The following is a 26,121-nucleotide window of genomic DNA, read 5'->3' as shown; positions in this document are numbered from 1 at the left end:
ACAATTATGTTTCACTGACATTGTGAGTATGACTTGTCTTCATATCGCGGCTTGTTTTGTTTTACCAACGACTTAAGATTAAAAGATAACCTTGCTTTGAGTGCCTTGATCCGTCAAAGCACTGAAATCGCTTTTGTGTATGTGTTTGACCCTATGTTATTGAAAGCGAATAACTACCAGCAAACTTCTATCGGCCAGCATCGACTTGATTTTATACTGCAGTCGTTTGACGATCTCCGCAGTCAACTTAGCCTTTTGGGTCACCAACTGCATGTTTGTTATGGCAAACCTGATGTGGTGATTTCTCATATTGTGCAATCAAACAAAATTAACTTAGTCGGTTATTCAGATAATGTCGGTTGGAATGAAATCAAACTTTGGCAGCGACTAAAGCAAAAGCTAACACAAGTGAAGTTTGTGTCAGAGTGGAGTGATAGCTTATTCAGTTATGAGCAAATGAATGAATTCGATACTGAGTTTTCGAGTTTCTCGCAGTTCAGGCGCAAGGTGGAAAAATACCGTCTTGAAGTGTCTCAATCTTGCCAAACCTGGTTAGATACACTGCCTAATCCATTCATTATTGACACAGCTTTGTTTGATCAACACCAAATGGGATTGCCTTTAGTTTTGGCAAGTCAGCATCAACAAAAGTCATTGATGTTAGGTGGCGAGCTAAGTGCGCTCAAGCATTTACATCACTACTTCAGTAGCGATTTACCCAGCACATATAAGGTGACGCGTAATGAGCTGGATGGTTTTGATAACTCGACTAAATTTAGCCCTTTTTTAGCCCATGGTAATCTTTCTGCTCGCCAAATTTGGACTGCTGTCCGTCAATATGAAGATCAACATGGTGCTAATGATTCTACCTATTGGATAGGCTTTGAATTACTTTGGCGAGAATATTTCCATTGGTTAGCCTTGAGGCTAGAAACGCAATTATTTAACTTCAAAGGAGGCAAACAAACCGCGCCTTTAACCAGTTACTTTCCTGAACGTTTTCAAAAGTGGTGCCATGGCACAACACCGTATCCGTTAGTTAATGCCTGTATGAAGCAACTCAATGCCACTGGATATATGTCCAACCGGGGCAGGCAAATTGTCGCCAGTTGTCTGGTCAACGAGTTAGGCGTTGATTGGCGCTATGGCGCGGCATATTTTGAAAAACAGCTTATCGATTATGATGTCGCTTCAAACTGGGGTAATTGGCAATACATTGCAGGTGTGGGTGCAGATCCAAGAGGTGGTCGTCATTTTAATATCGCCAAACAAAGTAAAACATATGATCCGGACAATGTATTTATTCAAAAATGGCAGGGCGAGCAGGGAGTGTGTCATTTAGATTCAGTTGATGCTGCAGATTGGCCAATGTCTGCTGAAATGTCTTCAGAGGAAAGTTAATGTCTATAGCCGTTGTATGGTTAAAACGAGATTTAAGACTATCTGATCATCAGCCTTTAGTTAATGCAATTAATAGCGGCTTACCGGTGCTGCTGGTTTATTGCTTTGAGCCAATTTTAGTTAATGACCCACATTATTCGTCAAGGCACTGGCAATTTATTATTGAATCTCTGACTGATATGCAAACTAAGTTGCCCCAAGGGAGTTTACTGTGCAGTGCAGATCCAGCCATACAAACTTTGTCTGATTTGCACCATAAGTATGGTATTACGCAGTTATTTTCCCATCAAGAAGTGGGTCTAAAGGTGACCTTTGATCGTGATATTGATATTAAACATTGGTGCGATATAGAAGATATTGCTTGGTATGAAACGCCTTATGCGGCGGTTATTCGCGGTTTACCTAATCGTCAACATTGGGATAAGTACTGGCAACAGGTGATGCGTTATCAATTTGAGTCGATAAACTTAGCCACAGTAAAATGGCTAATAGAGCCGCTTGCTTGCCATTCGCTGGCTGATGTTGCGCAACACTTTAACCAGGACAAAGGTGACTTTCAACTTGGGGGCGAAAGTATGGCATGGCAAACGCTTGAATCATTTTTTCAAGGTCGTGGTCAGTCTTATGCCTATAGTTTGTCTAGCCCAGAACTGAGCCAGCAGCATTGCTCACGTTTATCCAGTTATCTTGCCTGGGGTAATATCAGTCTGCGTCAAGTTTATCAGCATCTGCTTAGTCATTGGCATACCAAAGGCTGGCGGCGAAGCTTAGTGGCACTGAGTTCGAGATTACATTGGCATTGTCATTTTATTCAGAAGTTTGAAAGTGAATCTGAGATGGAATTTCGTCCAGTAAATCGAGGTTATACCAACCTACCACGTGCTCACGGTGATGATGCTGATAATAAGCTGCTTGCATGGGAGCAAGGTCAAACTGGCGTGCCTATGGTTGATGCTTGTATGCGCTGCTTGCATCATACCGGTTATATTAATTTTAGAATGCGCGCCATGTTAGTCAGTTTTTTAACTCATCACCTGCAAATAGATTGGCGTTTAGGGGTTAAACATTTAGCGCGGTTATTCTTAGATTTCGAGCCAGGTATACATTACAGCCAATTTCAGATGCAAGCTGGGGTGACCGGTATTAATACTATTCGGATTTATAGTCCTGTTAAGCAAGGGCTGGAAAAAGATCCTCAAGGTGAATTTGTTAAACGTTGGGTGCCAGAACTTGCCGAAATACCTGCACCTTTAATTCATTCACCTTGGCAGTTATCTGCCATGGAGCAAATGATGTATCAAGTTAACATAGGTACAGATTATCCTGCACCGATAGTCGACTTAGGTGAAACCTATAAATCGGCCCAAAGTTTACTTTGGCAGTGGCGCACTAAGCCTGAGGTTAAGCGGGAAGCTTATCGACTTTTGCAACGTCATGTGAGGCCAGATTAGATGAAAAAATCCCAGCTTCCGTCTAAGATATGTTTGGTGTGTTTACGTCCATTTAACTGGCGTAAAAAATGGCAAAAGGATTGGCAAAACGTTAAATATTGTTCTAAACGCTGCGCTGGTGAACGTAAAGCTATACTTCCAAACCTAACTGAGGGTAGCGATGTTGAACATGCTAATTTGCGCCCCGATAAGCCCAGTAGTATTAACACCAGCATAGATCAAATAATGCCCATTCAGACAGTGAACCGGAGTGAGAGATGAAGTCAGCAAAAAGGTTGCGGTTAATTTTAGGCGACCAACTTAATGCCTCGCATTCTTGGTTTCGTGAAAAAGATCAACATACTTTATATGTTATTGCCGAGCTGCACCAAGAAGCCAGTTATACCCAGCATCATGCCCAAAAAATATCAGCCTTTTTTGCTGCTATGTCACAATTTGCCAGCGCACTTGAACAGGTGGGCCATCGTGTATTGCACCTAACCTTAGATGACACTGCGCAATATCAAGACTTACCAGCATTACTGACGGCCTTATTTCAGCGTTACAGTGTTACAGAATTTGAATATCAACTTGCTGATGAATACCGCTTACGCAAGCAACTTGATACTTTTACTCAAGGGTTAACTATCACAGCAACCTCTTATGAGACCGAGCATTTTTATTTAACGGATGCTGAGTTGTCTGACTATTTTCAGCAGGATAAAAAACATCGGCTAGAACACTTTTACCGTAAAATGCGACTACGATTTAATGTGATGATGCAAGGGACTGAACCTACTGGAGGCCAATGGAATTTCGATCAGCAAAATCGTCAAAAATTAAAACCCAAAGACTTTGTTTCTGTACCTGAACCCTTGTTATTTAGTAATGATGTCACATCAATATGGGAACGAATTCAACGGCATAACATCCATACCCTAGGTGAAGTGAATACCACCTTGTTGTGGCCAGTCAACCGGCAACAAGCATTATCTCTTTTAGAGCATTTTTGCCGTTTTTGTTTAGTCAGATTCGGACAGTTTCAAGATGCAATGACGGCTAAATTAGATACTTTGGGCGAATCTAAGCAGTGGACCCTTTATCATTCACGGTTGTCCTTCGCCCTTAATACTAAAATGATCAGTCCCCAATGCGTTGTTAATACCGCTATTGCACATTTTGAGTCGTCTAATGGCGAAATAACCCTAGCGCAAATAGAAGGCTTTGTGAGGCAAATAATCGGTTGGCGCGAGTTTGTGAGGGGGATTTACTGGGCCAATATGCCGGACTATTCAACGTTAAATGCACTTGGCGCATCAAGGTCGCTACCCGATTGGTTTTGGACCGGCAATACTAAAATGAATTGCCAGCACCATGCAATCAAGCAATCGCTTGAATATGCCCATGCACATCATATTCAACGGCTGATGGTCACAGGCAACTTTTGTTTAATCGCCGGCATTCAACCCGATGAGGTCGATGCTTGGTATTTAGGCATTTATATCGATGCTATTGAGTGGGTTGAAATGCCCAATACCAGAGGCATGAGTCAATTTGCTGATGGCGGTATTGTAGGCTCGAAAGCCTATGCGGCCAGTGGTAACTACATTAATAAAATGAGTGATTACTGCGGTGACTGTGTCTATCAAGTCACTAAGGCGCACGGCGCCAATGCTTGTCCGCTGAACTCATTGTATTGGCACTTTATGAGCCGGCATCAAAATGACTTTAGCGCAAATCCACGCACTAAAATGGTCTACGGCAATTGGTTAAAAAAACCAGCGGAAGATCGCCAGATTATTTTAGACCATGCGGAACACTTATTGGCTAATTTATCAGCGCTATAAGACATAATAGATACTATCTGCCTGTTAATTTAGGATAAACCATTAATGAAACACTTAACTTCTGAAGATATAACCGCGCTAGAACCACGTTTTAGAGCACGTTTTATTAACAGCTTATCAGGCTTTAAGAGTGCCAATTTAGTAGGCACTCAAGACGCAATGGGTATAACTAATTTATCTATGATTAGCTCAGCGTTTCATATTGGTGCAGATCCCGCATTAATGGGAATGATTATCCGCCCCGATGGTGTGCCCAGAGATACCTTAGACAACATTAAACAAACTGGGGTTTATACTATTAATCAGGTTTCGGCACAGATTTATAAGCAGGCTCATCAAACTTCCGCCCGTTATGATGTTGGTGTGTCTGAATTTGAACCGGTGGGCTTAACCGCTGAATACATTAACGATGTTGCTGCGCCATTTGTGGCACAAAGTCGGCTGAAGTTTTCTTTGCAAGTGCGTGAGATTATCCCGCTCGCCATTAATAACACCATTTTAGTGATTGGTGAAATCAGCCACGTTTTATTTGTTGAGCAAGCATTAAAAGCCGATGGCTATCTTGATATAGAGTCACTTGAAACCGTTGCTGTATCCGGGCTTGATGGCTATCACACTACCAAGCGATTAAGTCGTTTAAGTTATGCTAAACCCGATCAAGATTTATCCCAGTTATCCGTTGATGGTGATTAACCATCCATCAAATACAGAGTTTAAGTCAAGTTATTAAGCTAGGTTAGAAAGTTACTGGCATGATCTGAATCACGGTGGCATTGGTCATTTAAGGGCACTATATTAGTTATACGTAATCCTTAAAATTAAGAGATAAAAGTGACTGATGCTAGGCTTATCTTGTTACTAAAAACCAGTATAACGATAGGAATTAGCTTAATTCTGACGGGTATTTATCTGCACAACTTCAGTGAAACCGTTGAGGCTATGGGCGTAAAAGGCATTATTGTCAGCGCCATGTGCGTTGCCTTTGGCATGGTGCTGTCATTGCCCACTAAAATGTACCTTACGTTTCTTTTGGTGATGAGAGAGTCAGAAAAGCAAAAATAAAAGTATTAACGTCCCATAGTATGTTGCAGCTCTATTTTGATCTTTCCCATTATGCTTTGCTGTTATCAGCTTAATTCAGACTTTTTGTTGAATAAACCCAAGACTATTGAGCCAAAAACACCGATAATTCACCTTAATTAGATAATTTGGCCGTTTGGCCGTGAATGACTGTAGGCGTATTCAATGGAAATCAAAGTAAATTTTCTCGACAATTTAAGACTAGAAGCCAAGTTCGATGACTTTACCGTCACGGCTGATCAACCTATTCGCTACAAGGGTGATGGTTCTGCGCCGAGTCCTTTTGATTACTTCCTTGCCTCGTCAGCGTTATGTGCCGCCTATTTTATTAAGGTGTACTGTAAAGCGCGTGATATATCGACTGAAAATATCAGATTGTCGCAAAACAATATTGTTGATCCTGAAGATCGCTATAACCAAATTTTCCAAATTCAAGTAGAGCTACCCGCTGATATTTCTGATAAAGATCGCGAAGGGATTTTGCGCTCTATTGATCGCTGTACCGTGAAGAAAGTGGTGCAAACAGGTCCAGAATTTAAAATTGAAACCGTTGAAAATCTCGATGCCGATGCCAACGCAATGTTGATGGGGCAAACTGAAGTCGATTCCAGTACCTTTATTTTAGGTAAAGATTTACCCCTTGAACAAACTATTCAAAACATGACCACCATGTTAGCTGACCTTGGGATGAAAATTGAAATTTCATCGTGGCGTAACATAGTGCCAAATGTGTGGTCTTTACATATTCGTGATGCAGCATCACCTATGTGTTTTACCAATGGTAAAGGCGCCACCAAAGAAAGCGCACTGTGTTCAGCCTTGGGCGAGTTTATTGAGCGTTTAAACAATAACTTTTTCTACAATGATCAATTCTATGGTGTTGAGATCGCCAATAGCGAATTTGTCCATTATCCGAATGAGAAATGGTTTGCTTTAGAACAGGATGACTCACTACCAACAGGCCTATTAGATGAGTATTGTTTAGATATTTATAATCCAGATGAAGAGCTAAATGGCTCGCACCTAATTGATACTAACTCAGGCAATATTGCTCGCGGTATTTGTGCTATTCCTTATACGCGTCAGTCTGATGGTGAAACGGTATATTTCCCGTCTAATCTAATCGAAAATTTGTTTTTAAGTAATGGCATGAGCGCGGGTAATAACCTAGAAGAAGCCCATGTGCAGTGTTTATCTGAAATTTTTGAACGTGCAGTAAAGCGTCAAATCATTGAACAAGAAATAGTGCTACCAGATGTGCCAATGTCGGTACTTGAAAAGTACCCTAGCATTCTAGCGGGCATTAAAGGCTTGGAAGAACAAGGCTTCCCTATTGTAGTGAAAGATGCGTCATTAGGTGGCCAATTCCCGGTGATGTGTGTGACCTTAATGAATCCAAGAACTGGCGGCGTATTCGCCTCGTTTGGAGCACACCCAAGCTTTGAAGTGGCGCTAGAACGCAGTTTAACTGAGCTGTTACAAGGGCGCAGTTTTGAAGGCTTAAATGATGTGCCAAAACCAACATTTAATAGCATGGCAGTGACCGAACCTGAAAACTTTGTTGAGCACTTTATTGATTCAACAGGGGTAATATCTTGGCGCTTCTTTAGCAGCAAGTATGACTATGAGTTCTGTGAATGGGATTTTTCCGGCACCAGTGAAGAAGAAGCGAGTGGACTGTTCGGTATTTTAGACGCTATGGGTAAAGAAGTGTATATCGCTGAATTTACTGAATTAGGCGCTTCAGCTTGCCGTATATTAGTGCCGGAATATTCCGAAGTTTACCCAGTGGATGACTTAATATGGGACAACACCAATAAGTCGCTTGCTTATCGTGAGGATATTTTAAACCTGCACTCGTTAAGCACTAAAGCCCTAGGCAAGTTAGTTAATCGTTTAGAAGAAAGCCAGCTTGATAACCAGACAGATATTGGTACCTTAATTGGTATCGTTTTTGATGAGAATACGGTTTGGGGGCAGCTAACCATTATTGAACTCAAAATAATGATTTACTTGGCACTAGGACAGCATGAAGATGCCCTGGAATTAGTCGAGGAGTTTTTGCAGTTTAATGACAATACTGTACAACGCCGCTTATTCTATCAAGCAGTCAATGCAGTGCTTGAAGTGACCTTAGATGAAGACTTAGCGCTAGAACACTTTATCGGTAACTTTAATAGAATGTTTGGTGCTGAGGTAATGGACAATGTGGTTGGGTCTGTCTCGGGCAAGGTACGTTTTTATGGTTTAACTAAAACCAGTATCAATTTAGAAGGGATCGAGCCGCATTTAAGGCTGATTGAAAGCTACAAGAAGCTTCATCAAGCGCGTCAGCAAAAGTTATAAGCATGAAAAAATAATTAAACATAATAAAAAATGCCAGCGATAACGTTTAAGTTACCGCTGGCATTTTTTTCGCTTATCTTAACCGTGTAAATATCGCCGCCTGACCCTAAAATATTGACAGGCCTAAAACTCGGCAACCACTTTTACTGTGTCATTCACTGAGCCGCTGTCTATATAACCAATCATACTTGGGTTTGAAGAGATCAATTTGATCATGTCCTCGGTACTGGATACTTCTTTGGGTGGTGTCCCTTTACCAGTAAACATTTTCTTGGACCAATAAGCTTTTAGCTGACTTGCTGACTTACTTAATACAGTAGAGTCAAATGTCTCTTTAGCCGCCTGTGACGCATCCATATTAATTGGGACAACTTGCTCTCCACTGGGGAACGACTTTACTTTACCAAGATAGATGTTTTCGATATATTTTTGATCGATACTGTCAGCGTTACTCGGGTGAACAATAACCGCAATTGCCGCGGATGCTTGCAGTGATATTAAGCTCAACAGGATTGAGCATAGTAATTTATTCATATCTCTCTCCTAGAATACTAAGTCAATACCAACAGAAACCGCTTTAGCATCACCGGCAACTTTCAAGCCCGGCCCGCCATTATCTTCTACGTCATCATATTGCACTTTAAGGGCAGCAGAAGGATGAAAATCCCAACGAACGCCAAATGATGTCGTATTATGAACTTCGCCAGCAACACCATCATTAAAGTCAGAATAAGAAACGTAAGGGGTAAAATCGCTAATTCTGTAACCAAGGGTGATTAAGTAAGTATCTAGATCGTCACCCTGTAAAGACAGACGATTTAATTCAGTTAATAAGATAAAGTTTTCATAATCGATATTGACTGATAACCCATAAAACTTACCTTTTCGCTCTGTGCTGCCATCCCACTCTTGTTGAACATCATCAATATAGCGTTCATTGGTGTATTGCATATGGGTTAAGCGAATATCTAACCAATCGCGATTAAATTGAACAACGATACCGCCAATATCTTTCCAAATTTCACGGGTACTTTCTAAAAAGAAAAACTCAGATAACAGTTTATTTGGGTCACTTTCCTCTTTACCATAATAAACTTGACCAGACACGGTCCAATCACCAACTAAATAGTTGTAAAGTGCACTAACCCCATTGTAGTTAAATATTTGCCAAGTATAGTTGTCTGCAGGCGGTCTAATCCAAGTATATGCATAACCGACATCAAAAAAATCACTGTAATAATAGAGGGGAAGACGCTTTTTACCCCCTTGTAATGTCCAGTTATCGTTTACATCATACGATACATAAGCCCATTCAAAATCGGCAGAAAAATCATTAGCGCCTCTTGATACTACTTGAGCTGTTGCTGATAAGCCTTCCATCAAATCGGCACTGAATTGAATACCAATTAATGTATCTGGGTTAAAACTGATTTCTTCTTCATAGACGCCCACTAAAGGGTAATCTGCTAGAAATGAGGGGCCTAAATCAAACTCTTCAACGCCGGAGCCTTCGAGCACTTGACCACCGACGACCGAAGCAAAGCCTGAAATATTCACTTCAGCTACAGCTGGCGATGCCAGAAATAGTGAACTGATGACAATTGCTATCTTCTTTTTCATAGAAAAACCTTAACAGTGAGGTTATATTCACTATTAAGGTTAGGACAGTTTTTTATTAGTGCAACTTTAGTTTAACTTTTCTGCAACTTATTTAATGTGTTATGGTCTAAAGCTTTTTTTTGCTTGTAAGCACTGTTTTTAATAAGCATTACTTAGATATTGTTAAGGATGCTGAAATATATTTCTCTAAGCTCCCATTCTATATTTGTCGACTCGTTTAATGGCAAACAACATCCATATCGTCAGTACCACGCTGCAACTCGCGAGTGAAATCCATACACCGAAAACACCGAATGCCCATGCAAAAAGGTAAATTACCGCGGCAATTAATATTAATTTTAACCCCGTTAAAATAGCAGACTCTTTGGTAGCACCAATAGCTTGGAAAAAACTCGCTCCAACAAGTAATAATCCTTCCATAGGCAGTCCCCAAAAATACCATCGTAACCCTTCAATCGCCACAGGGGTTAATTCAGGGTTATTCCCGGCAAAAAGATACACCATCCACTGTGGGCGAGTGTAAATTAAAATAAGCCCAATAACGGCGACCACTAAAGTCATACTAAATGCAATGTGGCGAGCCTCTTTGACCCTGTCGTAGCGACCTGCGCCAGCATTAAAGCTAAAGATAGGCTGGGTGCCAAAAGCAATCCCTTCAAAAACCAAATAGAAGATTGCCTCGGTATAACTAATGACGCCATAAACCGCAACATGTAAAGGGGCGCCTACCCAGAGTAAGGCGGTATTGTGAAGAGTGAGTACTATCGATAAGTACAAATTCATTAAAAAGCTCGGAAAACCCGTCTTAGTAATATCGATGCAATGCTCTGCTCGAAGCCGCATTTGCGACCAATTGATTTTTAATTGCGTTTTAGTGCCAAAAAAATGCTGTAAGCACAATAAGCCAGTTACGGCTTGACTTAACATGGTGGCTATCGCCGCACCTGCTAGGCCAAAGGGATATACCACTATAAATAACCAATCTAAAAAGGTATTTAATATGCCACCAGTAATAAGAACACAGGTGACAAAATGTGGTCTTCCATCGTTACGTAATAGTGCTGTAAAAGCTAAAGACATAATAGGGAAATGGCTCAGGGCAAAGTACCAGAATAAATAGTCATGGGCACTGTGTAATACCTCACCTTCGGCTCCTAGTGCAATCAAGATATCCTTAGCAAACAGGCTCCCACAAACGGCAAAAAATAATCCAGCCAGTAAGCATAAACTGAATGCATTACCCAAAATATGCCGAGCCTTGATAATATTACCCTTACCAAGGTTCATTGATACAAGGGCTGCGCTGCCCATTCCTATTAAGGCCCCTACAGCATATAAAATGGCACCGACAGGGTAAGCTAACATCATTCCTGCTAATCCTGTCTCACCCAAATAGTGGCCAACAAACATACCATCGATGGCAACATAAATACCGGTAATTAACATTGACGCTATAGTCGGTATTGAATAGCGCCAAAAAAGTTTTGCAACAGGCTGCTCTAACAAGCTTAAATCTTGTTGAGCTGGCTGTAATGATGTACCTGTTGACGACATAGATATGACTCAAATAATAGAAAATGATGTTAACCAAAGTGTTTATCTGAAAACACTGAAGTGATATGCAAATTGATGTGTTAGCTGAAAGTATGATCTATGACACATATCAATGCTGGTCATACTGTTTTATGCCTGTAAAAAATAGAGTTTAACGGGGTCCCTTCACCGATGACTATTCTATTATTAACCGCTACGATAGAATACGTCATTGCTATTATATTTTAAGTGTTTTTTCAGGGGTTTTGTATGACTAATACTATGAATCAAGCCTATTTCTGGGCTTGCGACATATACAATTGTCAGAGTAATGATGTTGATCTATTGAGTGCTAAACTCGCAACTGAAATAACGCGTTTACGCTTTAATCAAATGACTTTAGGATCGGTAGATGATTTGCCTATTTGTCTGTATCAATCAAGTACGCCAAAGAATGATTTACCTTCAGTGTTAATTTGCGCAGGCTTTCATGGCGAAGAGGCAGCTGGTCCATGGGGAATGCTCCACTTTTTACAACAACTTCCTGATGACATCTTAGAGCATCTTAACTTGAGTTTGTTACCCTTAGTTAATCCAAGCGGGTTTAGTAACGGACAAAGGTTCAATCTATTTGGTGAAAATCCCAACAGAGGATTTGTGCTTGAACAGCAGCAACCTAGGTCGAATCAATATACCTCTGTAGAAGGTAAATTATTACTCCAGCATGCTGGTTTATTAGCAAAGTTAAGTCGAGACGGTGTGCTGACATGTCACGAAGATGTGTTGCTCAGTGATACTTATTTATATTCATTTGAATCAAATTGCTCGCCTGGAACTTTCAGTTTTAGTTTACGAGATGCGCTAGCACAATATTTTACGCTAGCTCAAGATGGTTATATTGATGATTGTCCAGTAACAAGTGGGGTGATATTTAATCATTTTGACTCATCATTTGAGTCTTTTTTAGTCAAGCTTGGGGCTAAATTTGGTGCATGTACTGAAACACCAGGTCAGCAAAATTTTGATCAAAGAATATTAGCTAACAGCGCCGCAATGAAGGCTTTTATTGGATTATATAAAGCAGATTATTAATGTTTTTGGTAGTAGTTTTATTGTTGCTTGCTGGTGTAGTCGCTAGCTAACTGCTGTAATCGTTGCAAATTTCAGGTTCGGCCCATTCTTGATTAAGTAATTCGACGATATCTCTACTTCAATTCAAATTAGGGTTAAACGCAAGGTAAAACGGAGAATCACTTAAGGTGCCAGCAAAGCGAATGTGAGTAGATTTTTTATACATGTATTGCTGTAAATTAAAAACTTATTTTTATCTGAATTCAAGTGATGCTTATTTTATATTTGTTGGTTTTGGAACGTCACCAACGAAATTGAATTTAAAACACAATTATTTAGGTTATTCTGAAAGCTGAAGTTGCCAAATGTTACTTTGACTTAACTCTATTTGGTCACATGCAAAAAAATTGTGCTTATAAGCCATATTGCAGTTATTAGGCATGCGTCCTGTAAATTCAAAAAGTATTTGTGTCTCTGAATTTTTCAGATTTAATTCCTTATACTTTTTATCTAGCAAATAATAAATTTTACTATCACGTAATTGCCAATGTCTCCACCCAGCAATCGGAAAGTCATTAATTAATAGTGTTTCACTACCTGTGTGTAAATCTAATTGATATAACCCTGAATGATTGAATTTAGTGAAGTACAACTGCTGCCCATTACTTTGGGCGCTATAACCTCCTTTTGTCGTGAGTTGAGAAATTTCACCCGTTTCAGACGAAAGCTGCCAGATATTCCATTGGTTATTAACTTCAGCACTAAATAATATTGACTGCTGTGAATAGGCTACGTGGTGTACCAGTGAAAATTGCTTAGCGAGTTGTTGCCAATGTCGGTTTTTTACAGAATAGCGATATAAGTGATTGTTGATACTGGCAATCAGGTCCTGATCATCAGCTGACCAAGACATTGCGCTAATATGTCCTATATCGCCATCAAACTCGGCAGTATAAGCCGCTTGGTTTTCCGATTGAATATAGACTTTTTCTTTACCGGTACGATTAGATTTAAATGCTAGGATGTTACTTTTATTACCTAAAGTAGGCTGCTGACTGATCCATGAGCTTGCGGTTAGTGCAACGGATGACGAGTTTTGCAGTGAATGTCTGAAGATGTTCATCGTTGTCTGGCTTCTTTCTGTAATAATTGAACTTAAATCATCTCCGGCAGCCAGCCTTCCAAATTGATCACTTTTTTCTACCGTGGTTAATATTGATGTGTTGATATCAAACTCAAACTCAAACAACCCTTCACTATTAGATGCCAGCAAATGATGGTCTGATCGCCAAACTAAGCCATATATACTATCGATGAAGGGAACCTTGGCAATAGTACTATTATCGTTAAGATCTATTAACTTAAGATTATCGGTACCATTATCGCTGTACTCAACTACCGCTAAAATTTGATTTTTTGTAGACAAGGAGAACAAATAGTCTCCTAAATTATTGCCTATTTGTTTTGGGTGGGTTAATTGTTGCTTTCTGCCTGTATCTAATTGATATGCATAAATGGCATAAGGCTCAGATATGCTTGGGCGATATTGATAAATTAGTCTTTTGCTATGTTGATCAAAAGCTAATTGAGTGACGACTCTTTGACCACAATTTAATACTAAATCTAACTGTTTGGTGGCTGGGTCCAATTTAACAATTTCACATTCCCTTTGTTGTAAATTATTTAACCGGGATGCATAGATAAAACCATCGGCAGCATAGATTACATCAGTGTAGTAATAGCTATCATGGGTCATTGCTAGCGGTGGGCTGTCGGCTTGTTGCATAAACAGTTGGGCATAATCGTCAGCACTGGCTCTATACAGAAAAACCAAACCTTGAGTGTGCGGATCAAATGATGGATTAAAGGCGCTGCCCTGAAGGGCAGTTTTCGGCTGCCTGTCTAGAATTTGAAGTAATGGTTGTTGGATGCTTGATTGACTAGATTGATAAAAACTTACTCCTACGATGACAAGTAAGATGATAATGCCTAATGCCGTTGAATTGAATGCAGTAAATAATGCGGCAAATTTATTAATTTTAATGTCAGTTGCTTTAGGCTGAGGGAGTATTTGAGCCTGATTACTTGAGTCTGTTTTGGTATTTACTGCGTCACTTAAATTATGAGGTGTTAATAAGGTAGGGCTCGCGGTGAATATATAACCGACTTTACTGACCGTTTTTATCCATATTGGAGATGAAGGAGTGTCTTCGATGAGCTTTCGAAGTTCACCAATCGCACGATTTACCGCTGCATCACTGACAACTCTTCCGCCCCAAACCTGTGTAATTAGTTGTTCTCTGGATATGGCTTCTTGAGGATGGTTGCAAAAAAATACTAGCAATTCAAAAATGCGTGGTTCGCAAACTAAGTGAACGTTATTTTTCTGTATTTCTACTTTTTCAAGGTCAACGGTAATACTACCAAATGCATAATGCATCTATATCCTTATTATTTAGCTGATCATTATCATTTCATTATCAAACCATTCTTACTTCTTTATTGTTCCTAATCAAGGTAGTGGCACACTTAAACCACAAAAACGATGAAAGGATTATCATGAAGAATATATCGAATAGCATTAAGTATCATACCCAAAAAATGAGTTTTTCACGACATTTGGCCCAATCAATAATGACGTTACCTGCAGCGTGCTTAGCAATATTGAGTTTATTAGTAGGATGTGGAGGCGGCAGTGACAGCCCTGATATTCCAGAAGTTAAGCCACCACAAGCAACTACTTGTGCCGGTACATCATTACCAATCGATGCTAGTTGTATGACGGTCAATAATCGTGATGTCGTTATTTATAAACCTAATGCTGAAATAAAAGGTATCGCCTTATTCCTACATGGTGCGCCGGGAACACCACAGAAAGTGGCGGGCATTTTTGATGCAAAGAGTTTAACAAATGAAAGGCAATTATTATCAGTATCTCCCCAAGGTAGTCATAACTTTTGGGGGTGGGATAGCGAAAACAGTGACAATGGCGGAGCTATAGATACAGATTTTATCAGTAGCTTACTTGTCCAACTTCGAGCAGAGAATAATATCACAAGCGATAAAGTGTATATTTTTGGTTATTCGGCAGGTGGGTTTATGGCTTATAAGCTTGCATGTGCAATACCTGAGCAAATTACTGCGGTTGTCTCGCTGGCAGGTCAATTTAGGGGAGACTTTGACCAATGTACAACATCTACAGCAGTTACGCTGCATCACTTTCATAGCCCGCAGGATTCTGACGTACCCATTTCGGGGCGAACTAATGGTGATATTCAATCTGTAACGGATACATTAGCCCATTGGCGACAAATAAATGGTTGCAATGATGTCGTTACTTCAATCGAACATCCAGCAGTTAATAATACGAGCAGTGGCACCGAAACTTCTGTTTGGCAAGCCTGTTTAAAACCTGTTAGTTTTTCGCAAATCAATAATGTACCGCATGAAGCCGTTTATGATTCTGAAGTGTTAAAGCAAATTTACGCCCCAATATTTAATTAACTATTTATATAGTTAATAACATATTTGATTTTTACGGAGACACTATGTACTCAAAAACTGTTTTTCCTATATACATTGCGATTATTTTATTTATAAGTTTATCTGCATGTGATGGTGCATCGTCTTATATTGCTAATGTCTCGGACAATAATCAGCAAAATGGTGATCTTGGGTCACCAAAGAGTAATTTACCTGTCCCTGATAATCGTTTTTCAAATGAATATAACATCCTATTATTTGGCAATAGTCATGTGTCAAATCAAGCGGATTTGATCAACAAAATTATCAAGGCTGGCAATAATAAAGCACAAGTTACAGTTGTTAATGCTGGGGGAGGTTTTTTAGATGATAAGGGAAGCCAACTGAGGCGCAATGACTTATTAACAACGCAACGGTGGACGCACCTTATTTTACAGGGGCAAAAATACTCACAATCAGGAACGGAGAGTTACTCAACTTTAGAAACTCAGATTTGGATTGAAAAAGCAAAAAATGAATCAATTACCCCAATTCTTTTTCCTGAACATCCGCAACTAGGAAGGAGCAAAGAAGGTAGACAGGTTCACCAGCTTCATTCCAGCATAGCCGCAGTACAAAAATCTTGTGTTGCCCCTATAGGACTAGCTTGGGATAGAGTATTGATGATATCGCCAAGCCTTAGATTACATAGTTCAGATGGTAACCACGCGTCATTAATGGGCAATTTATTTACAGCGTTAGTTTTCTATGAGGTGATAACTGGAAACTCAGCAGACCTATTGCCTTACATTGCTGATATAGACGTTGATGAACCGACTCAACAATTACTCGGCCAAATCGCATCTGAAACCATTCAAGCTAATACACCTTGCTTTTTTGGCTGATAATTAGAAACCATGTTCAGTTTTGACGTAATTCATAATAGTAGAGTAGGTATCAACCCATAGCCTATCTTTGTTTTCTGCTAAATATTGCAGTAATTCATTATGGGCTTTATCACTTACCGTTAAATAGTCGCCTTCAATACCATGAAACACAATGTTAGCTAGCCCCCCTTGGGATTGGACTTCATTAACGAATGCGATCAGGGTTTCACCACTGACATTTTCTGGCATCAGTAATAGATCAAACTTGGGGTCGTATTGAGGGTTATATCCTTTGATCGCGATAAAAGAGTCTCTAATCGCGTTAATATAATTGCCATCAGATACATTAAAATCACCACATGGTGGAGTGAAAGTGCGACTGTTTTTATTATCGATAGCGTGAAGCAGCGTATTGGCTAACAGCACTTCTTGACGTATGTGACTGATTACCTTGGTATCTAAATCATGATATGGCATCACCCAATCTCGCCCTGATATGGATTTACGACAAGGATGGTACAGGGTGTGATTTCCCAGTTCATGACCATTGGTAGCGACTTGACGCCATTGTTCGATGTTGGTGGTCAAGTTTGGGTTTGAAAGCGTAAGGTAGAATGACGCTTTAAAGCCATATTTATCTAGCGCAGGGACTGCATTTATTAACTGGCTATTCAACGCATCATCATATGAAAGGCTCACGGCAGCTTTATATTGTTTCGGCCATTTAAAAACGGCTACTGCTTCATCGGCAAAAACATCAGTAATGACTGTAAGTGTCACTAATCCATAAATAACAAATTTAATGTTCACGCATTAGGTCCTTTATAACAGGATTAAACCACGCCATATTTCAATGGATTTTCATATTAGGTTATGTTTTTTTAACATTGATATTTTATGTGATTATCTATAAATTTGTTCTTCAACATTAATAAAAATTTTTACTAATATTTCAAATGTTTAATCGTTATAGATATTTAAACGTACTACATATTAGGTCTAATGTTAATAAAAGGTCATACTTTAAAATGGAATAGTTGATCTAAAAACACTCTCAAGGATGATTTATGTTTAAACCACTACGCTATGCAATTTTGTCCACATGCCTGTCTAATATCGCGTTTGCAAGCGAGCTGCCAGCTATTCTTGATTACTTACCCAAGTGTGAACCGATCATTTTAAGTGAATATCATCAGCAGTTAACTTTTATAAATGATGAAAATGATGATGTAACTACTAAGCTAAATACTGATGATTTTAGAGAGCAATCAATAAAAAATGCATTGTTAGTGGCTCAGCAAAATGGCAAAAAATCAGGTGCTGAAGCCATTATTATTGAGCAACTATTCACCTTAGATTTTGTTAAAAAAGTGGCCGGTAATAGTGATGAAGATAAATACGACAATTATAAAATCAACGTCAATATAGAAGCAAAAAACATTACACTTTGTGATAACAAGGAGCTTACGACTAAGCGGACTCCCTTTGGTAGTAATGGTATGAGAGTTCTATTATCCGATACGTCAGTAGTGTTGGCTGTACCAAATAGTAAATCTTTAATGATCAGTGCCGATAAACATAAGCCGCCTAGCGCAAGCGTGTCTGTCAATGGTGCTTATGGCGTTATGTTAGGTGATCCGCTATCAATATTAAAAGCCCAAATGGGGCCTGAAAGTATTAGATTATTAGACCATGATGGTACCCAAATATTGGGTTATGGCAGAAGTCTATGGTTTTATGTAAAGAGTAATAAAGTGATAGGTATTGCTAAAAATGAGGCTATTCTAAATAGCCATGGCACAAATCTCATCGCGTTTAGTGAAAACTATGATATTGATAATTGGTTTATTAACGATGTCAATTATAGAGACACATATCAAAGTGTTAACCAAAATCTCGATTTGGTTCAGCACGGTGATGAGACCCTTGTGTATAGCGACACATCCCAACTATTTTTAAACTTTAAAAGTTTTAAAGTCGATCTCTATAAGGACGCTGAGCTTCTAGTGAATGGTTTTACAATATTGCCATCAGGTGATAAAAAAAGTCTGCAAATATTAATTTTACCGCGACAGACTCTATTGAAGTGAGCCATTTTTTTACTATGAATACCGAAGATATGTACCAGCTAGACGATCAACAGCGGAGTAACCAAGTTAACTTAAATGCTGACGGTGTTTGGGTTATTGCTAATGAAAATCTACTTTTGGGTGTCAATGATAAGGGGATTGTTAACAGAATCAGAGTGACGGAATCTATTATTAAAGAGCAAAGTAAACAGGATTTTAACCTTGTGCTTGCACGTTATAACATTCCAGTTTTGAAGTCTGATTTGTTAAAGTTGTATCCAAATGCAGAAGATAATTTTGACAGTGTGATGGTAACTAAAGGCACAAAATTGCTATTTGCGACCTTTGACTCGGATGAAGATAATGCACAATTAATCGACATTATGATTGAGCTTTAGATCAGAGAGTTGACCGCGAAGAGACTAAATATTTTTCAGTATGGTTTCAAGCCTATAATGCATAAAGTCACTTTTGCGACGATTGCTATAAATACAGGCAATAAGATTTTTAATTAACAGTCACTAAGTTGGTCTGAAGATTTCAATATTTGCCATTTAGACTATATTTTACTGACATAGAGTGTATTTTAGACTAAATATCAAGGATGTAATATGCGTGACAATCAACCCGTAACACAAAAGCTGCACGTTTTTAAGCCTCATTTCAGATTGATTTCTGGTACAGATGCCCGCGGCCATATTACCTATTGTAATGATGAATTTGTTGAAGTAAGCGGTTTTACACGTGAAGAGTTGATTGGAAAACCGCACAATCTCATTCGACACCCCGATATGCCTAGCGCGGTGTTTAAAGAAATGTGGTCCTGCATTTCTAGTGGAAAAGTGTGGATGGGACTGGTAAAAAATAGACGTAAGAATGGTGATCATTATTGGGTCAGTGCGTTTGTAACCCCAGTGTTCGAGAATAATAAAGTCGTTGGGTATGAATCAGTCAGAGTGATTGCTCTTCCATCTGAAATTGCACGCGCAGAGACCATGTATGCCAGATTAAGAAATAATTTACCTCCTAGAAAGATAATTGCCAATGCGTTTCAACTGATTAAGTCTTTAACACCTGTTTGGTTACCATTAATGCTATTGAGTGTTGTAGCGGCTGTCATGGGAGGTGGAATTGAATGTATTTTAATTCTAGTGACTATGCTGATATCGTGTATTTGGACTTATTATCGTAATGAGTCCGATTGGCGTGAACTGTATACCTTAAGTCCTGATTCATTTAACGACTTACTTGTCGCGATGACTTTTTTTGATGACCTAGGGGAAAAGGCAAGAGCAAAGCTTGCGTTAGGTTCTGAAATCGCCCGTTGTAGAACCGCACTCACTCGAATTGAAGATTCGGCTCGTTCTTTAGATGTTATTGTAGATAAAACACAAGCGCAGGCTAAAACCACCGCAAAAGCCGTGGCGTTACAAAGTCATTCAACTCAACAAATTGCTTCGGCAATTACTCAAATGTCTACCGCAATTCAAGAGGTTGCGGGGAATGTCGAGCGCAATGCATCAAGTGCAAAACAAGCTCAGGTCACGGTTCAAGAAGGTGCTGAGTTAGCCAACTCCGCTAAAGCATCGATAGATAATTTAAATATATCCGTTACAGACATTGCTAAAACGGTTAAAGAGCTTGTTGATTCAACTAATGAAATTAGCCAAGCCGCGAGCTTAATTTCTAATATTGCTGATCAAACTAATTTACTTGCCTTAAACGCAGCGATTGAAGCGGCTAGAGCTGGAGAACAAGGCCGAGGGTTCAGTGTAGTAGCTGATGAAGTACGCGCATTAGCTTCAAAAACCCGTGAATCTACAGATAAAATTCACGATATTGTAAAAATACTTTCTCAACGAGCTGAAAATGCACTTGAAGTTTCAGGTAAAGGTGAACAAGCCGCTGCCCAAGGCGTTGAAATTGTTGAAAAAACAAGGTTGAAGCTGATTTCTACCAGTGATTCTGTTGAGCTAATTACTCAATTATCAATGGATATGTCTGCAGCAGTTGAGGAGCAAAGTGCGGTGGCGGAGCATATTAATCAGCAAATTATTGAAATAGCTGATGCTTCAGAAGCGACCAAGGAGTCATCGGAAACATCTTTACAAATGAGTCATGATTTACATGATTCCGTTACAGCAGTTCGTTCAATTATCAGGCGCTTTGCTGTAAATACTTTAGGTGACAAATAAGGCACTACATTCCAATTTCAGATGCGATTTCGTACTAGTTTTCAAGTGATATGGACATTTTATTAAGGTATAAATTGTCCATTAATATTGGATTTAACGGTACTAATAAACCAGTGTTAAATCCTTTATTATTCTCCTCATTGACCTAGCACTATGAGGAAATCATCCATGTCTCACCCAATTATTCAAGATTTAGAACGTCGTTATACCGTAAAAAAATACGATTCAAATAAACGTATCTCTGCTGAAAATATTGCAGTGCTACAACAAGCTATGCGTTTATCCGCGTCTTCAATTAACTCGCAGCCTTGGAAGTTCATTATTATTGAAAGTGATGCGGCAAAGCAGCGTTTGCATAATACTTTTGCAAACAAGTATCAATTCAATCAGCCGCATGCAACTGAAGCTTCACATATTATTCTATTTGCACATAATCCTGCTTATACCAAAGATGATTACCGCAAGGTTGTTGATGTTGAAGTGTCCTCAGGTCATTTGCCGGCAGACATGTATGACAATATGCTTAATGGTGCCTTTGCCTTTGCTGAAGCTAATACTAATGACGCTGGCTTTAATGGCGAATGGACTAAGGCTCAAACCTATATTGCCTTAGGCAATACTCTGCATGTATTAGGGCGTTTAGGAATAGATTCAACTCCTATGGAGGGTGTTGACTCTGAGCTTATTGGTGAAGAGTTTAAGCAAGAATTAAACGGTTATGTGGTTGAGGTGGCATTAGCCATTGGATATCACAAAGAGGGCGAGGATTATAATCATGGTCTGCCTAAATCACGTTTACCGATAAAAGATATCTTTACCGTATTGTAATTAGCATAACCTGACACGGACTAAAAAAGCTTATTTAGTCCGTGTTTTATTGTGGTGGGTCAGATGCGCTAAGTTGGTGAGTGGTGTTGAGTCATTAAATCTGCTATCAAATTGTTGACCTTAAGCGAGGAATTGTATTGCTAATCACATTCAGAATATTTATGTCTGGTATTTAATGAGACGATCGGTCTATTATTGGTGATGAACATAGAAACAGTAAAGCCTCGTCGTGGTCGTCCTCCCAAAGCCAACCGTGACAATCAAGATACTAAAGCGGCATTAATCCGTAGCGGCCTAGAGCAATTGACTGAAACCGGTTTTGCTGGCTCGGGTATTGATCTTATTTTAAAAAGAGTGGGCGTGCCCAAGGGGTCGTTCTATCACTATTTTTCCAGCAAAGAAGTTTTCGGCCAAATTGTGATTGAAAACTACGCTGGCTATTTTATGTATCAATTAGATAAGTGTTTGTCCGATGAGTCTTTACCCGCACTCCACCGGCTCAGTTTATTTGTTGATAAAGCTAAGCTTGGTATGGAAAAGTACCATTTTAAGCGTGGGTGTTTGATTGGTAATTTAGGTCAAGAAGTCGATTTACTACCAGAGAGCTATCGTCAGCAATTGATTACTGTTTTTGCGAGTTGGCAGCAGCGATTGTCCCTGTGTTTTACCCTCGCACAAGTTAATGGTGAGATTAGTCAGTCTGTTAATTGCGACAAGTTAGCTGAAATTTTTTGGGTCGGTTGGGAAGGGGCTGTCAGCCGAACAAAGCTAGTCCAAAATACACAACCTTTACAAGATTATTATGATTTTTTTATGAAAAGTTTCCATTAATTACACTTATCTAGACTTGCTTGTCATGAGCCGTAAATAGGTATTATTAATAGAAATTTTAATTTGTGTTATAAAATTTTTTACATTTAAATAGACGATCGGTCTAATTGGGGGTTTTATGTTTCGTGGCATGTTAATTGAGAAAGACGAGCAAGGTTATCGCGCAGCAGTAAAAGATATTGATGAGTCCGTTTTACCAGCAGGTGACGTCACTGTTAGCGTGCAATACAGTACATTAAACTACAAAGATGGTTTAGCGATTACGGGTAAAGGCCCTGTTGTAAGACAGTTTCCTATGGTGCCAGGGATTGATTTAGTCGGCGTAGTGGCACAATCTGATAGTAATAAGTTTGTCGTCGGCGATACCGTTTTATTAAATGGTTTTGGTGTGGGTGAAGTACATTGTGGTGGACTTGCCCAAAAAGCGCGATTAAAAAGTGACTGGCTTATTCACCTGCCTAAAGCGTTTTCTGCTCGCCAAACAATGGCCATTGGCACAGCGGGATATACCGCCATGCTATGTGTCATAGCATTAGAAAAAAATGGTGTGACTCCTGATAAAGGTGAAATATTAGTTAGCGGCGCTAATGGCGGCGTCGGCAGTTTTGCTATCGCCATTTTAGCCAAGCTAGGTTACCAGGTCGTTGCGTCCACAGGGCGTGCTGATCAAGTTGATTATCTAAAAGGCTTAGGTGCCAAAGAGGTTATTGATCGTCAATTACTGTCTGAACCAGGGCGTCCCTTAGCCAAAGAGCGTTGGGCGGGAGCGGTTGATTCTGTTGGTAGTCACACTCTGGCCAATATTTGCGCGAGTATAAAATACGGTGGCACTGTTGCTGCCTGTGGTTTAGCTCAAGGTATGGATCTGCCCGCAACCGTTATGCCATTTATTCTACGGGGGGTGACATTGGCTGGTATTGACAGTGTTATGCGCCCTATTAGTGATAGAGAAGAAGCCTGGCAGCGTTTAGGTGAGATTTTCGCTAATCCGAGTGAACAGGCTATGTTTGATAATATTTCAACAGAGATCAATCTGAACGGAGTAATACAAGCAGCCGAAGATTTAATGGCGGGTAAAATCAGAGGTAGAATTGTGGTTGACGTCAATGGATAACATCTAAAGTTTAATTTTTCCCTTAGAAGCTGAGGTTAAATAAAAAAATGCCAGTCAACTCGCTGACTGGCATTTTAATTATGTTGCTACTGATTAGTTGAATACTTTAACAAGCGGGCACGAAACTATGCCAACCTATACCCATATCTACTACCAAATACGTACGCGTTGATCTTCAGGTAAATATAGCTTGTCGCCAGGTTTAACATCAAACGCTTTGTACCAAGCATCGTGGTTACGAGGCGCTAATGCACGGTAATGTCCTGGTGCATGCGTACCAGCTTTCAGTTGGCTTAACATACTTTGTTCGGTACGCTTTTCTTTCCACACTTGTGCCCATGCAAGGAAGAAGCGTTGATCGCCCGTTACGCCATTAATAACCGGCGCCTCTTTACCATTTAAGCTTAATTGGTAAGCGTGGTAAGCCATAGATAAGCCACCTACATCGCCAATGTTTTCACCTAGACTATTACGCCCATTAACAAAATGACCCGTAATTGGCTCGTATAAACTGTATTGTGCGGCGAGTTGATCAGCTTTTGCTTCAAATGCAGCGCGATCAGAATCTGTCCACCAGTTACGTTGAATACCATTGGCATCTGATTTAGAGCCTTGGTCATCAAACCCGTGGCCCATCTCATGACCTATCACCGCACCAATACTGCCATAGTTAACTGCTGGGTCTGCATTAGGGTCAAAAAATGGCGGTTGTAAAATAGCGGCAGGGAACACAATTTCATTAAATGAACTGTTGTAGTAAGCATTAACATATTGCGGTGTCATACCCCAACGATTGCGGTCTGTTTTTTCAAGTTCGGTCGCTACGCTGTCAGCATGAAAATATTGACGTAGTTTATGGATATTGCCTACTAAATCTTGGTTTGAAAGGGTTAAACCATCAAATGTTTGCCATACATCCGGATAGCCAATTTTAGGCTTAAATGCCGCCAGTTTAGCGTGGGCATTGACTTTTGTGTCGCCACTCATCCAATCTAAACCATCAATACGTTGCCCTAGCGCTGTACGAAGGTTTTCAACTAAATCGGCCATCTTTGCTTTTGATGATTCAGGGAAATACCGTTCAACATACACTTTACCAATAGCGAACCCCAGTGATTCAGTGGCTGACATTTCATCAACGGCACGTTTCCAGCGTGGACGAGGCTCTTCTTGGCCATCTAGTTCTTTGCCATAAAAAGCAAAGTTAGCGTTAAACACCTCTTCTGCGAGCAAACCGGCGTTATTGCTTAGGGTATGGTAGGTTAAATAATCCTGCCACACATTAATTGGCTGCTGATTAATTAAGGCAATCATAGCCTTAATCGGTTCTGGCTGAGCCACATTTAGTTGTGGAATACTGTAACCCGTTTGTTCAAAGAAAAGATCCCAATTAAAGTCTGGATACTCTTTTGCTAAATCAGCACGTTTGATTTGATTAAGTGTCAGGTCACGATCGCGACGTTTTTCACGTGGCCACTGACCTTGTGCAATTTGGATTTCAAGCGCCAAAATAGCTTCAGCACGGGCCTGGCCATCTTTGATACCTGCAAATGCAAGCATTTCAGCGATATGACTCACATAAGCACTGCGAATGTGACTAAAGCGCTCAGTGTCTTCTAAATAATATGAGCGGTCGGGAAGTCCTAAACCGCTTGCGCCAATAGTGAATTCATATTGATCAGGGTCAAGTCTGTTAAACCACATGCCGCCAGATATTGGCGAGTCAGCATAGGTAAGCCAAGCATTACCAAACACTTTTGTTAAATCATCAGTGTTTTTAATGGCATTAATTTGATCAAGTGTTGCCTGGATAGGTGATACGCCAAGTTTATTGATGGTGTCTGTATCCATGTAAGCATGGTAAAAATTGGCAATTAATTGCTCTTCAGGGGTTAAATTTTGGCGACTGGTAATATCATCGATAATCGCTTTAACCTGATCTTCACTGCGTTCTGCCAATAGGCTGAATGCGCCATAGCGGGTTTTATCTGCTGGCATTTCGAAGTTGTCATACCAAGTGCCACTGGCATACATAAAAAAGTCATCGCCTGGCTTAATCGCTTCGTTACGGGCGGTTAAATCAATACCAAATTCACCTAACTCTGCCTTTGCTGCAGGTGTGGCTTTTACAATAGCGCTGTTAGTTTGCTTAGGGTCTGATGTGCCACATGCAGTTAAAAATGTACCTGCTAATGCGATGGCAATTAAGGATTTTCTCATTGTTATCGTCTTCCTTTCTGGGCTTTTTATTATAGAATTGTCGTTATAAAGTCTGCTTGATTTTCTAAGACTGACCCAAAATGTCAACTTATCAATTGTTAGCAAAGTTTATAATGTAGACCTTGTCTATTAATTTGAGCTTAAGAATACTGCAAGAGGGAAAATGAGAGGGCATAAGGTTGGCAAT

General features: G+C 39.8%; 21 protein-coding genes and 1 pseudogene. 16 read left to right on the top strand and 6 right to left on the bottom strand.

All coding sequences use genetic code 11. The annotated features are described in order from the left end of the window. Positions 1 to 33: 33 nt before the first annotated feature. From ACRWQM_RS14715 to ACRWQM_RS14685, 7 genes and pseudogenes are all read left to right on the top strand, one after another. Positions 34 to 1,401 carry a DASH family cryptochrome gene (locus ACRWQM_RS14715; protein WP_434930476.1) on the top strand — a complete coding sequence of 456 codons (1,368 nt, stop codon included), beginning with the start codon at positions 34 to 36 and terminating at the stop codon, positions 1,399 to 1,401. Next, a complete protein-coding gene (locus ACRWQM_RS14710; RefSeq protein WP_434930475.1) occupies positions 1,401 to 2,852 on the top strand; it encodes a deoxyribodipyrimidine photo-lyase/cryptochrome family protein in 1,452 nt (483 codons plus the stop codon). The genes ACRWQM_RS14715 and ACRWQM_RS14710 overlap by 1 nt, the downstream gene beginning before the upstream one ends. After that, positions 2,853 to 2,984: pseudogene (locus tag ACRWQM_RS14705) on the top strand (DUF2256 domain-containing protein); the annotation flags it as partial. It lies immediately after the preceding gene. 125 nt (positions 2,985 to 3,109) lie between these two features. Further along, on the top strand, positions 3,110 to 4,678 hold the full coding sequence (locus tag ACRWQM_RS14700; RefSeq protein WP_434930474.1) for a cryptochrome/photolyase family protein: 1,569 nt from the start codon (positions 3,110 to 3,112) through the stop codon (positions 4,676 to 4,678). Between the two features lie 45 nt (positions 4,679 to 4,723). After that, positions 4,724 to 5,371, top strand: coding sequence for a flavin reductase family protein (locus ACRWQM_RS14695; protein ID WP_434930473.1), 648 nt, complete (start codon positions 4,724 to 4,726; stop codon positions 5,369 to 5,371). A 138-nt stretch (positions 5,372 to 5,509) separates the two neighbouring features. Further along, the gene (locus tag ACRWQM_RS14690) at positions 5,510 to 5,740 is read left to right on the top strand and encodes a hypothetical protein (protein WP_434930472.1); all 231 of its coding nucleotides are present in this window, start codon (positions 5,510 to 5,512) and stop codon (positions 5,738 to 5,740) included. Positions 5,741 to 5,923: 183 nt separating this feature from the next. Then, entirely contained in the window at positions 5,924 to 8,104 is a 2,181-nt protein-coding gene (locus ACRWQM_RS14685) for an OsmC domain/YcaO domain-containing protein (protein ID WP_434930471.1), read from the top strand. Between the two features lie 123 nt (positions 8,105 to 8,227). On the opposite strand, the gene ACRWQM_RS14680 is transcribed toward ACRWQM_RS14685, so the two are convergent. The 3 genes from ACRWQM_RS14680 to ACRWQM_RS14670 all read right to left on the bottom strand — a co-directional run bounded on the left by ACRWQM_RS14680 (position 8,228) and on the right by ACRWQM_RS14670 (position 11,278). Next, on the bottom strand, positions 8,228 to 8,638 hold the full coding sequence (locus ACRWQM_RS14680; protein ID WP_434930470.1) for a phosphate ABC transporter substrate-binding protein: 411 nt from the start codon (positions 8,636 to 8,638) through the stop codon (positions 8,228 to 8,230). A 9-nt stretch (positions 8,639 to 8,647) separates the two neighbouring features. Further along, positions 8,648 to 9,724, bottom strand: coding sequence for a porin (locus ACRWQM_RS14675; protein WP_434930469.1), 1,077 nt, complete (start codon positions 9,722 to 9,724; stop codon positions 8,648 to 8,650). A 186-nt stretch (positions 9,725 to 9,910) separates the two neighbouring features. After that, entirely contained in the window at positions 9,911 to 11,278 is a 1,368-nt protein-coding gene (locus tag ACRWQM_RS14670) for an MATE family efflux transporter (protein ID WP_434930468.1), read from the bottom strand. Positions 11,279 to 11,527: 249 nt separating this feature from the next. Between ACRWQM_RS14670 and ACRWQM_RS14665 the strand changes: the two genes are divergently transcribed. Next, positions 11,528 to 12,349 (top strand): M14 family metallopeptidase, encoded by an 822-nt coding sequence (locus tag ACRWQM_RS14665; protein WP_434930467.1) that lies wholly within the window; start codon positions 11,528 to 11,530, stop codon positions 12,347 to 12,349. Positions 12,350 to 12,668: 319 nt separating this feature from the next. Here ACRWQM_RS14665 and ACRWQM_RS14660 read toward each other — a convergent pair whose 3' ends face one another. Next, complete coding sequence (locus tag ACRWQM_RS14660) at positions 12,669 to 14,768, bottom strand: winged helix-turn-helix domain-containing protein (protein ID WP_434930466.1); 2,100 nt, start codon at positions 14,766 to 14,768, stop codon at positions 12,669 to 12,671. A gap of 119 nt (positions 14,769 to 14,887) precedes the next feature. Between ACRWQM_RS14660 and ACRWQM_RS14655 the strand changes: the two genes are divergently transcribed. Together ACRWQM_RS14655 and ACRWQM_RS14650 are read left to right on the top strand one after the other, a co-directional pair. Further along, a complete protein-coding gene (locus ACRWQM_RS14655) occupies positions 14,888 to 15,832 on the top strand; it encodes an alpha/beta hydrolase family esterase (RefSeq protein WP_434930465.1) in 945 nt (314 codons plus the stop codon). A gap of 44 nt (positions 15,833 to 15,876) precedes the next feature. Beyond that, positions 15,877 to 16,695 carry a hypothetical protein gene (locus ACRWQM_RS14650; protein WP_434930464.1) on the top strand — a complete coding sequence of 273 codons (819 nt, stop codon included), beginning with the start codon at positions 15,877 to 15,879 and terminating at the stop codon, positions 16,693 to 16,695. A 3-nt stretch (positions 16,696 to 16,698) separates the two neighbouring features. Here ACRWQM_RS14650 and ACRWQM_RS14645 read toward each other — a convergent pair whose 3' ends face one another. Beyond that, positions 16,699 to 17,487 (bottom strand): polysaccharide deacetylase family protein, encoded by a 789-nt coding sequence (locus ACRWQM_RS14645; RefSeq protein WP_434930463.1) that lies wholly within the window; start codon positions 17,485 to 17,487, stop codon positions 16,699 to 16,701. 257 nt (positions 17,488 to 17,744) lie between these two features. On the opposite strand from ACRWQM_RS14645, the gene ACRWQM_RS14640 reads away from it, so the two are divergent. The 6 genes from ACRWQM_RS14640 (at position 17,745) to acuI (ending at position 23,714) form a co-directional block, all read left to right on the top strand. Next, a complete protein-coding gene (locus ACRWQM_RS14640) occupies positions 17,745 to 18,767 on the top strand; it encodes a hypothetical protein (protein WP_434930462.1) in 1,023 nt (340 codons plus the stop codon). Positions 18,768 to 18,781: 14 nt separating this feature from the next. Further along, positions 18,782 to 19,144, top strand: a complete 363-nt coding sequence (locus tag ACRWQM_RS14635) for a hypothetical protein (RefSeq protein WP_434930461.1) — start codon at positions 18,782 to 18,784, stop codon at positions 19,142 to 19,144. A 213-nt stretch (positions 19,145 to 19,357) separates the two neighbouring features. Next, positions 19,358 to 20,941, top strand: a complete 1,584-nt coding sequence (locus ACRWQM_RS14630) for a methyl-accepting chemotaxis protein (RefSeq protein WP_434930460.1) — start codon at positions 19,358 to 19,360, stop codon at positions 20,939 to 20,941. 168 nt (positions 20,942 to 21,109) lie between these two features. Then, positions 21,110 to 21,769: a nitroreductase family protein gene (locus tag ACRWQM_RS14625; RefSeq protein WP_226411016.1), complete on the top strand. Its 660-nt coding sequence runs from the start codon at positions 21,110 to 21,112 to the stop codon at positions 21,767 to 21,769. Positions 21,770 to 21,970: 201 nt separating this feature from the next. Continuing rightward, positions 21,971 to 22,600: an acrylate utilization transcriptional regulator AcuR gene (gene acuR, locus ACRWQM_RS14620; RefSeq protein ID WP_434930459.1), complete on the top strand. Its 630-nt coding sequence runs from the start codon at positions 21,971 to 21,973 to the stop codon at positions 22,598 to 22,600. A gap of 118 nt (positions 22,601 to 22,718) precedes the next feature. Beyond that, positions 22,719 to 23,714, top strand: coding sequence for an acrylyl-CoA reductase (NADPH) (acuI, locus tag ACRWQM_RS14615; protein WP_434930458.1), 996 nt, complete (start codon positions 22,719 to 22,721; stop codon positions 23,712 to 23,714). A gap of 150 nt (positions 23,715 to 23,864) precedes the next feature. Here the strand turns inward: acuI and ACRWQM_RS14610 are convergent, their stop codons facing one another. Further along, complete coding sequence (locus tag ACRWQM_RS14610; protein WP_434930457.1) at positions 23,865 to 25,934, bottom strand: M13 family metallopeptidase; 2,070 nt, start codon at positions 25,932 to 25,934, stop codon at positions 23,865 to 23,867. Between the last annotated feature and the right edge of the window lie 187 nt (positions 25,935 to 26,121).

The sequence above is a fragment of the Shewanella sp. HL-SH5 genome (assembly GCF_051163755.1).
Lineage (GTDB): Bacteria > Pseudomonadota > Gammaproteobacteria > Enterobacterales > Shewanellaceae > Shewanella > Shewanella glacialimarina.
The sequence above is the reverse complement of the archived record's forward strand: the minus strand, read 5'-3'. Positions and strand labels throughout refer to the sequence as shown.

Bases quoted from the DNA above. Each gene is read 5' to 3' on its own strand.
- ACRWQM_RS14710 (WP_434930475.1), top strand. From the start codon at position 1,401: ATGTCTATAGCCGTTGTATGGTTAAAACGAGATTTAAGACTATCTGAT.
- ACRWQM_RS14700 (WP_434930474.1), top strand. From the start codon at position 3,110: ATGAAGTCAGCAAAAAGGTTGCGGTTAATTTTAGGCGACCAACTTAAT.
- ACRWQM_RS14695 (WP_434930473.1), top strand. From the start codon at position 4,724: ATGAAACACTTAACTTCTGAAGATATAACCGCGCTAGAACCACGTTTT.
- ACRWQM_RS14685 (WP_434930471.1), top strand. From the start codon at position 5,924: ATGGAAATCAAAGTAAATTTTCTCGACAATTTAAGACTAGAAGCCAAG.
- ACRWQM_RS14680 (WP_434930470.1), bottom strand. From the start codon at position 8,638: ATGAATAAATTACTATGCTCAATCCTGTTGAGCTTAATATCACTGCAA.
- ACRWQM_RS14675 (WP_434930469.1), bottom strand. From the start codon at position 9,724: ATGAAAAAGAAGATAGCAATTGTCATCAGTTCACTATTTCTGGCATCG.
- ACRWQM_RS14670 (WP_434930468.1), bottom strand. From the start codon at position 11,278: ATGTCGTCAACAGGTACATCATTACAGCCAGCTCAACAAGATTTAAGC.
- ACRWQM_RS14665 (WP_434930467.1), top strand. From the start codon at position 11,528: ATGACTAATACTATGAATCAAGCCTATTTCTGGGCTTGCGACATATAC.
- ACRWQM_RS14660 (WP_434930466.1), bottom strand. From the start codon at position 14,768: ATGCATTATGCATTTGGTAGTATTACCGTTGACCTTGAAAAAGTAGAA.
- ACRWQM_RS14655 (WP_434930465.1), top strand. From the start codon at position 14,888: ATGAAGAATATATCGAATAGCATTAAGTATCATACCCAAAAAATGAGT.
- ACRWQM_RS14650 (WP_434930464.1), top strand. From the start codon at position 15,877: ATGTACTCAAAAACTGTTTTTCCTATATACATTGCGATTATTTTATTT.
- ACRWQM_RS14640 (WP_434930462.1), top strand. From the start codon at position 17,745: ATGTTTAAACCACTACGCTATGCAATTTTGTCCACATGCCTGTCTAAT.
- ACRWQM_RS14635 (WP_434930461.1), top strand. From the start codon at position 18,782: ATGAATACCGAAGATATGTACCAGCTAGACGATCAACAGCGGAGTAAC.
- ACRWQM_RS14630 (WP_434930460.1), top strand. From the start codon at position 19,358: ATGCGTGACAATCAACCCGTAACACAAAAGCTGCACGTTTTTAAGCCT.
- ACRWQM_RS14625 (WP_226411016.1), top strand. From the start codon at position 21,110: ATGTCTCACCCAATTATTCAAGATTTAGAACGTCGTTATACCGTAAAA.
- acuR (WP_434930459.1), top strand. From the start codon at position 21,971: ATGAACATAGAAACAGTAAAGCCTCGTCGTGGTCGTCCTCCCAAAGCC.
- acuI (WP_434930458.1), top strand. From the start codon at position 22,719: ATGTTTCGTGGCATGTTAATTGAGAAAGACGAGCAAGGTTATCGCGCA.
- ACRWQM_RS14610 (WP_434930457.1), bottom strand. From the start codon at position 25,934: ATGAGAAAATCCTTAATTGCCATCGCATTAGCAGGTACATTTTTAACT.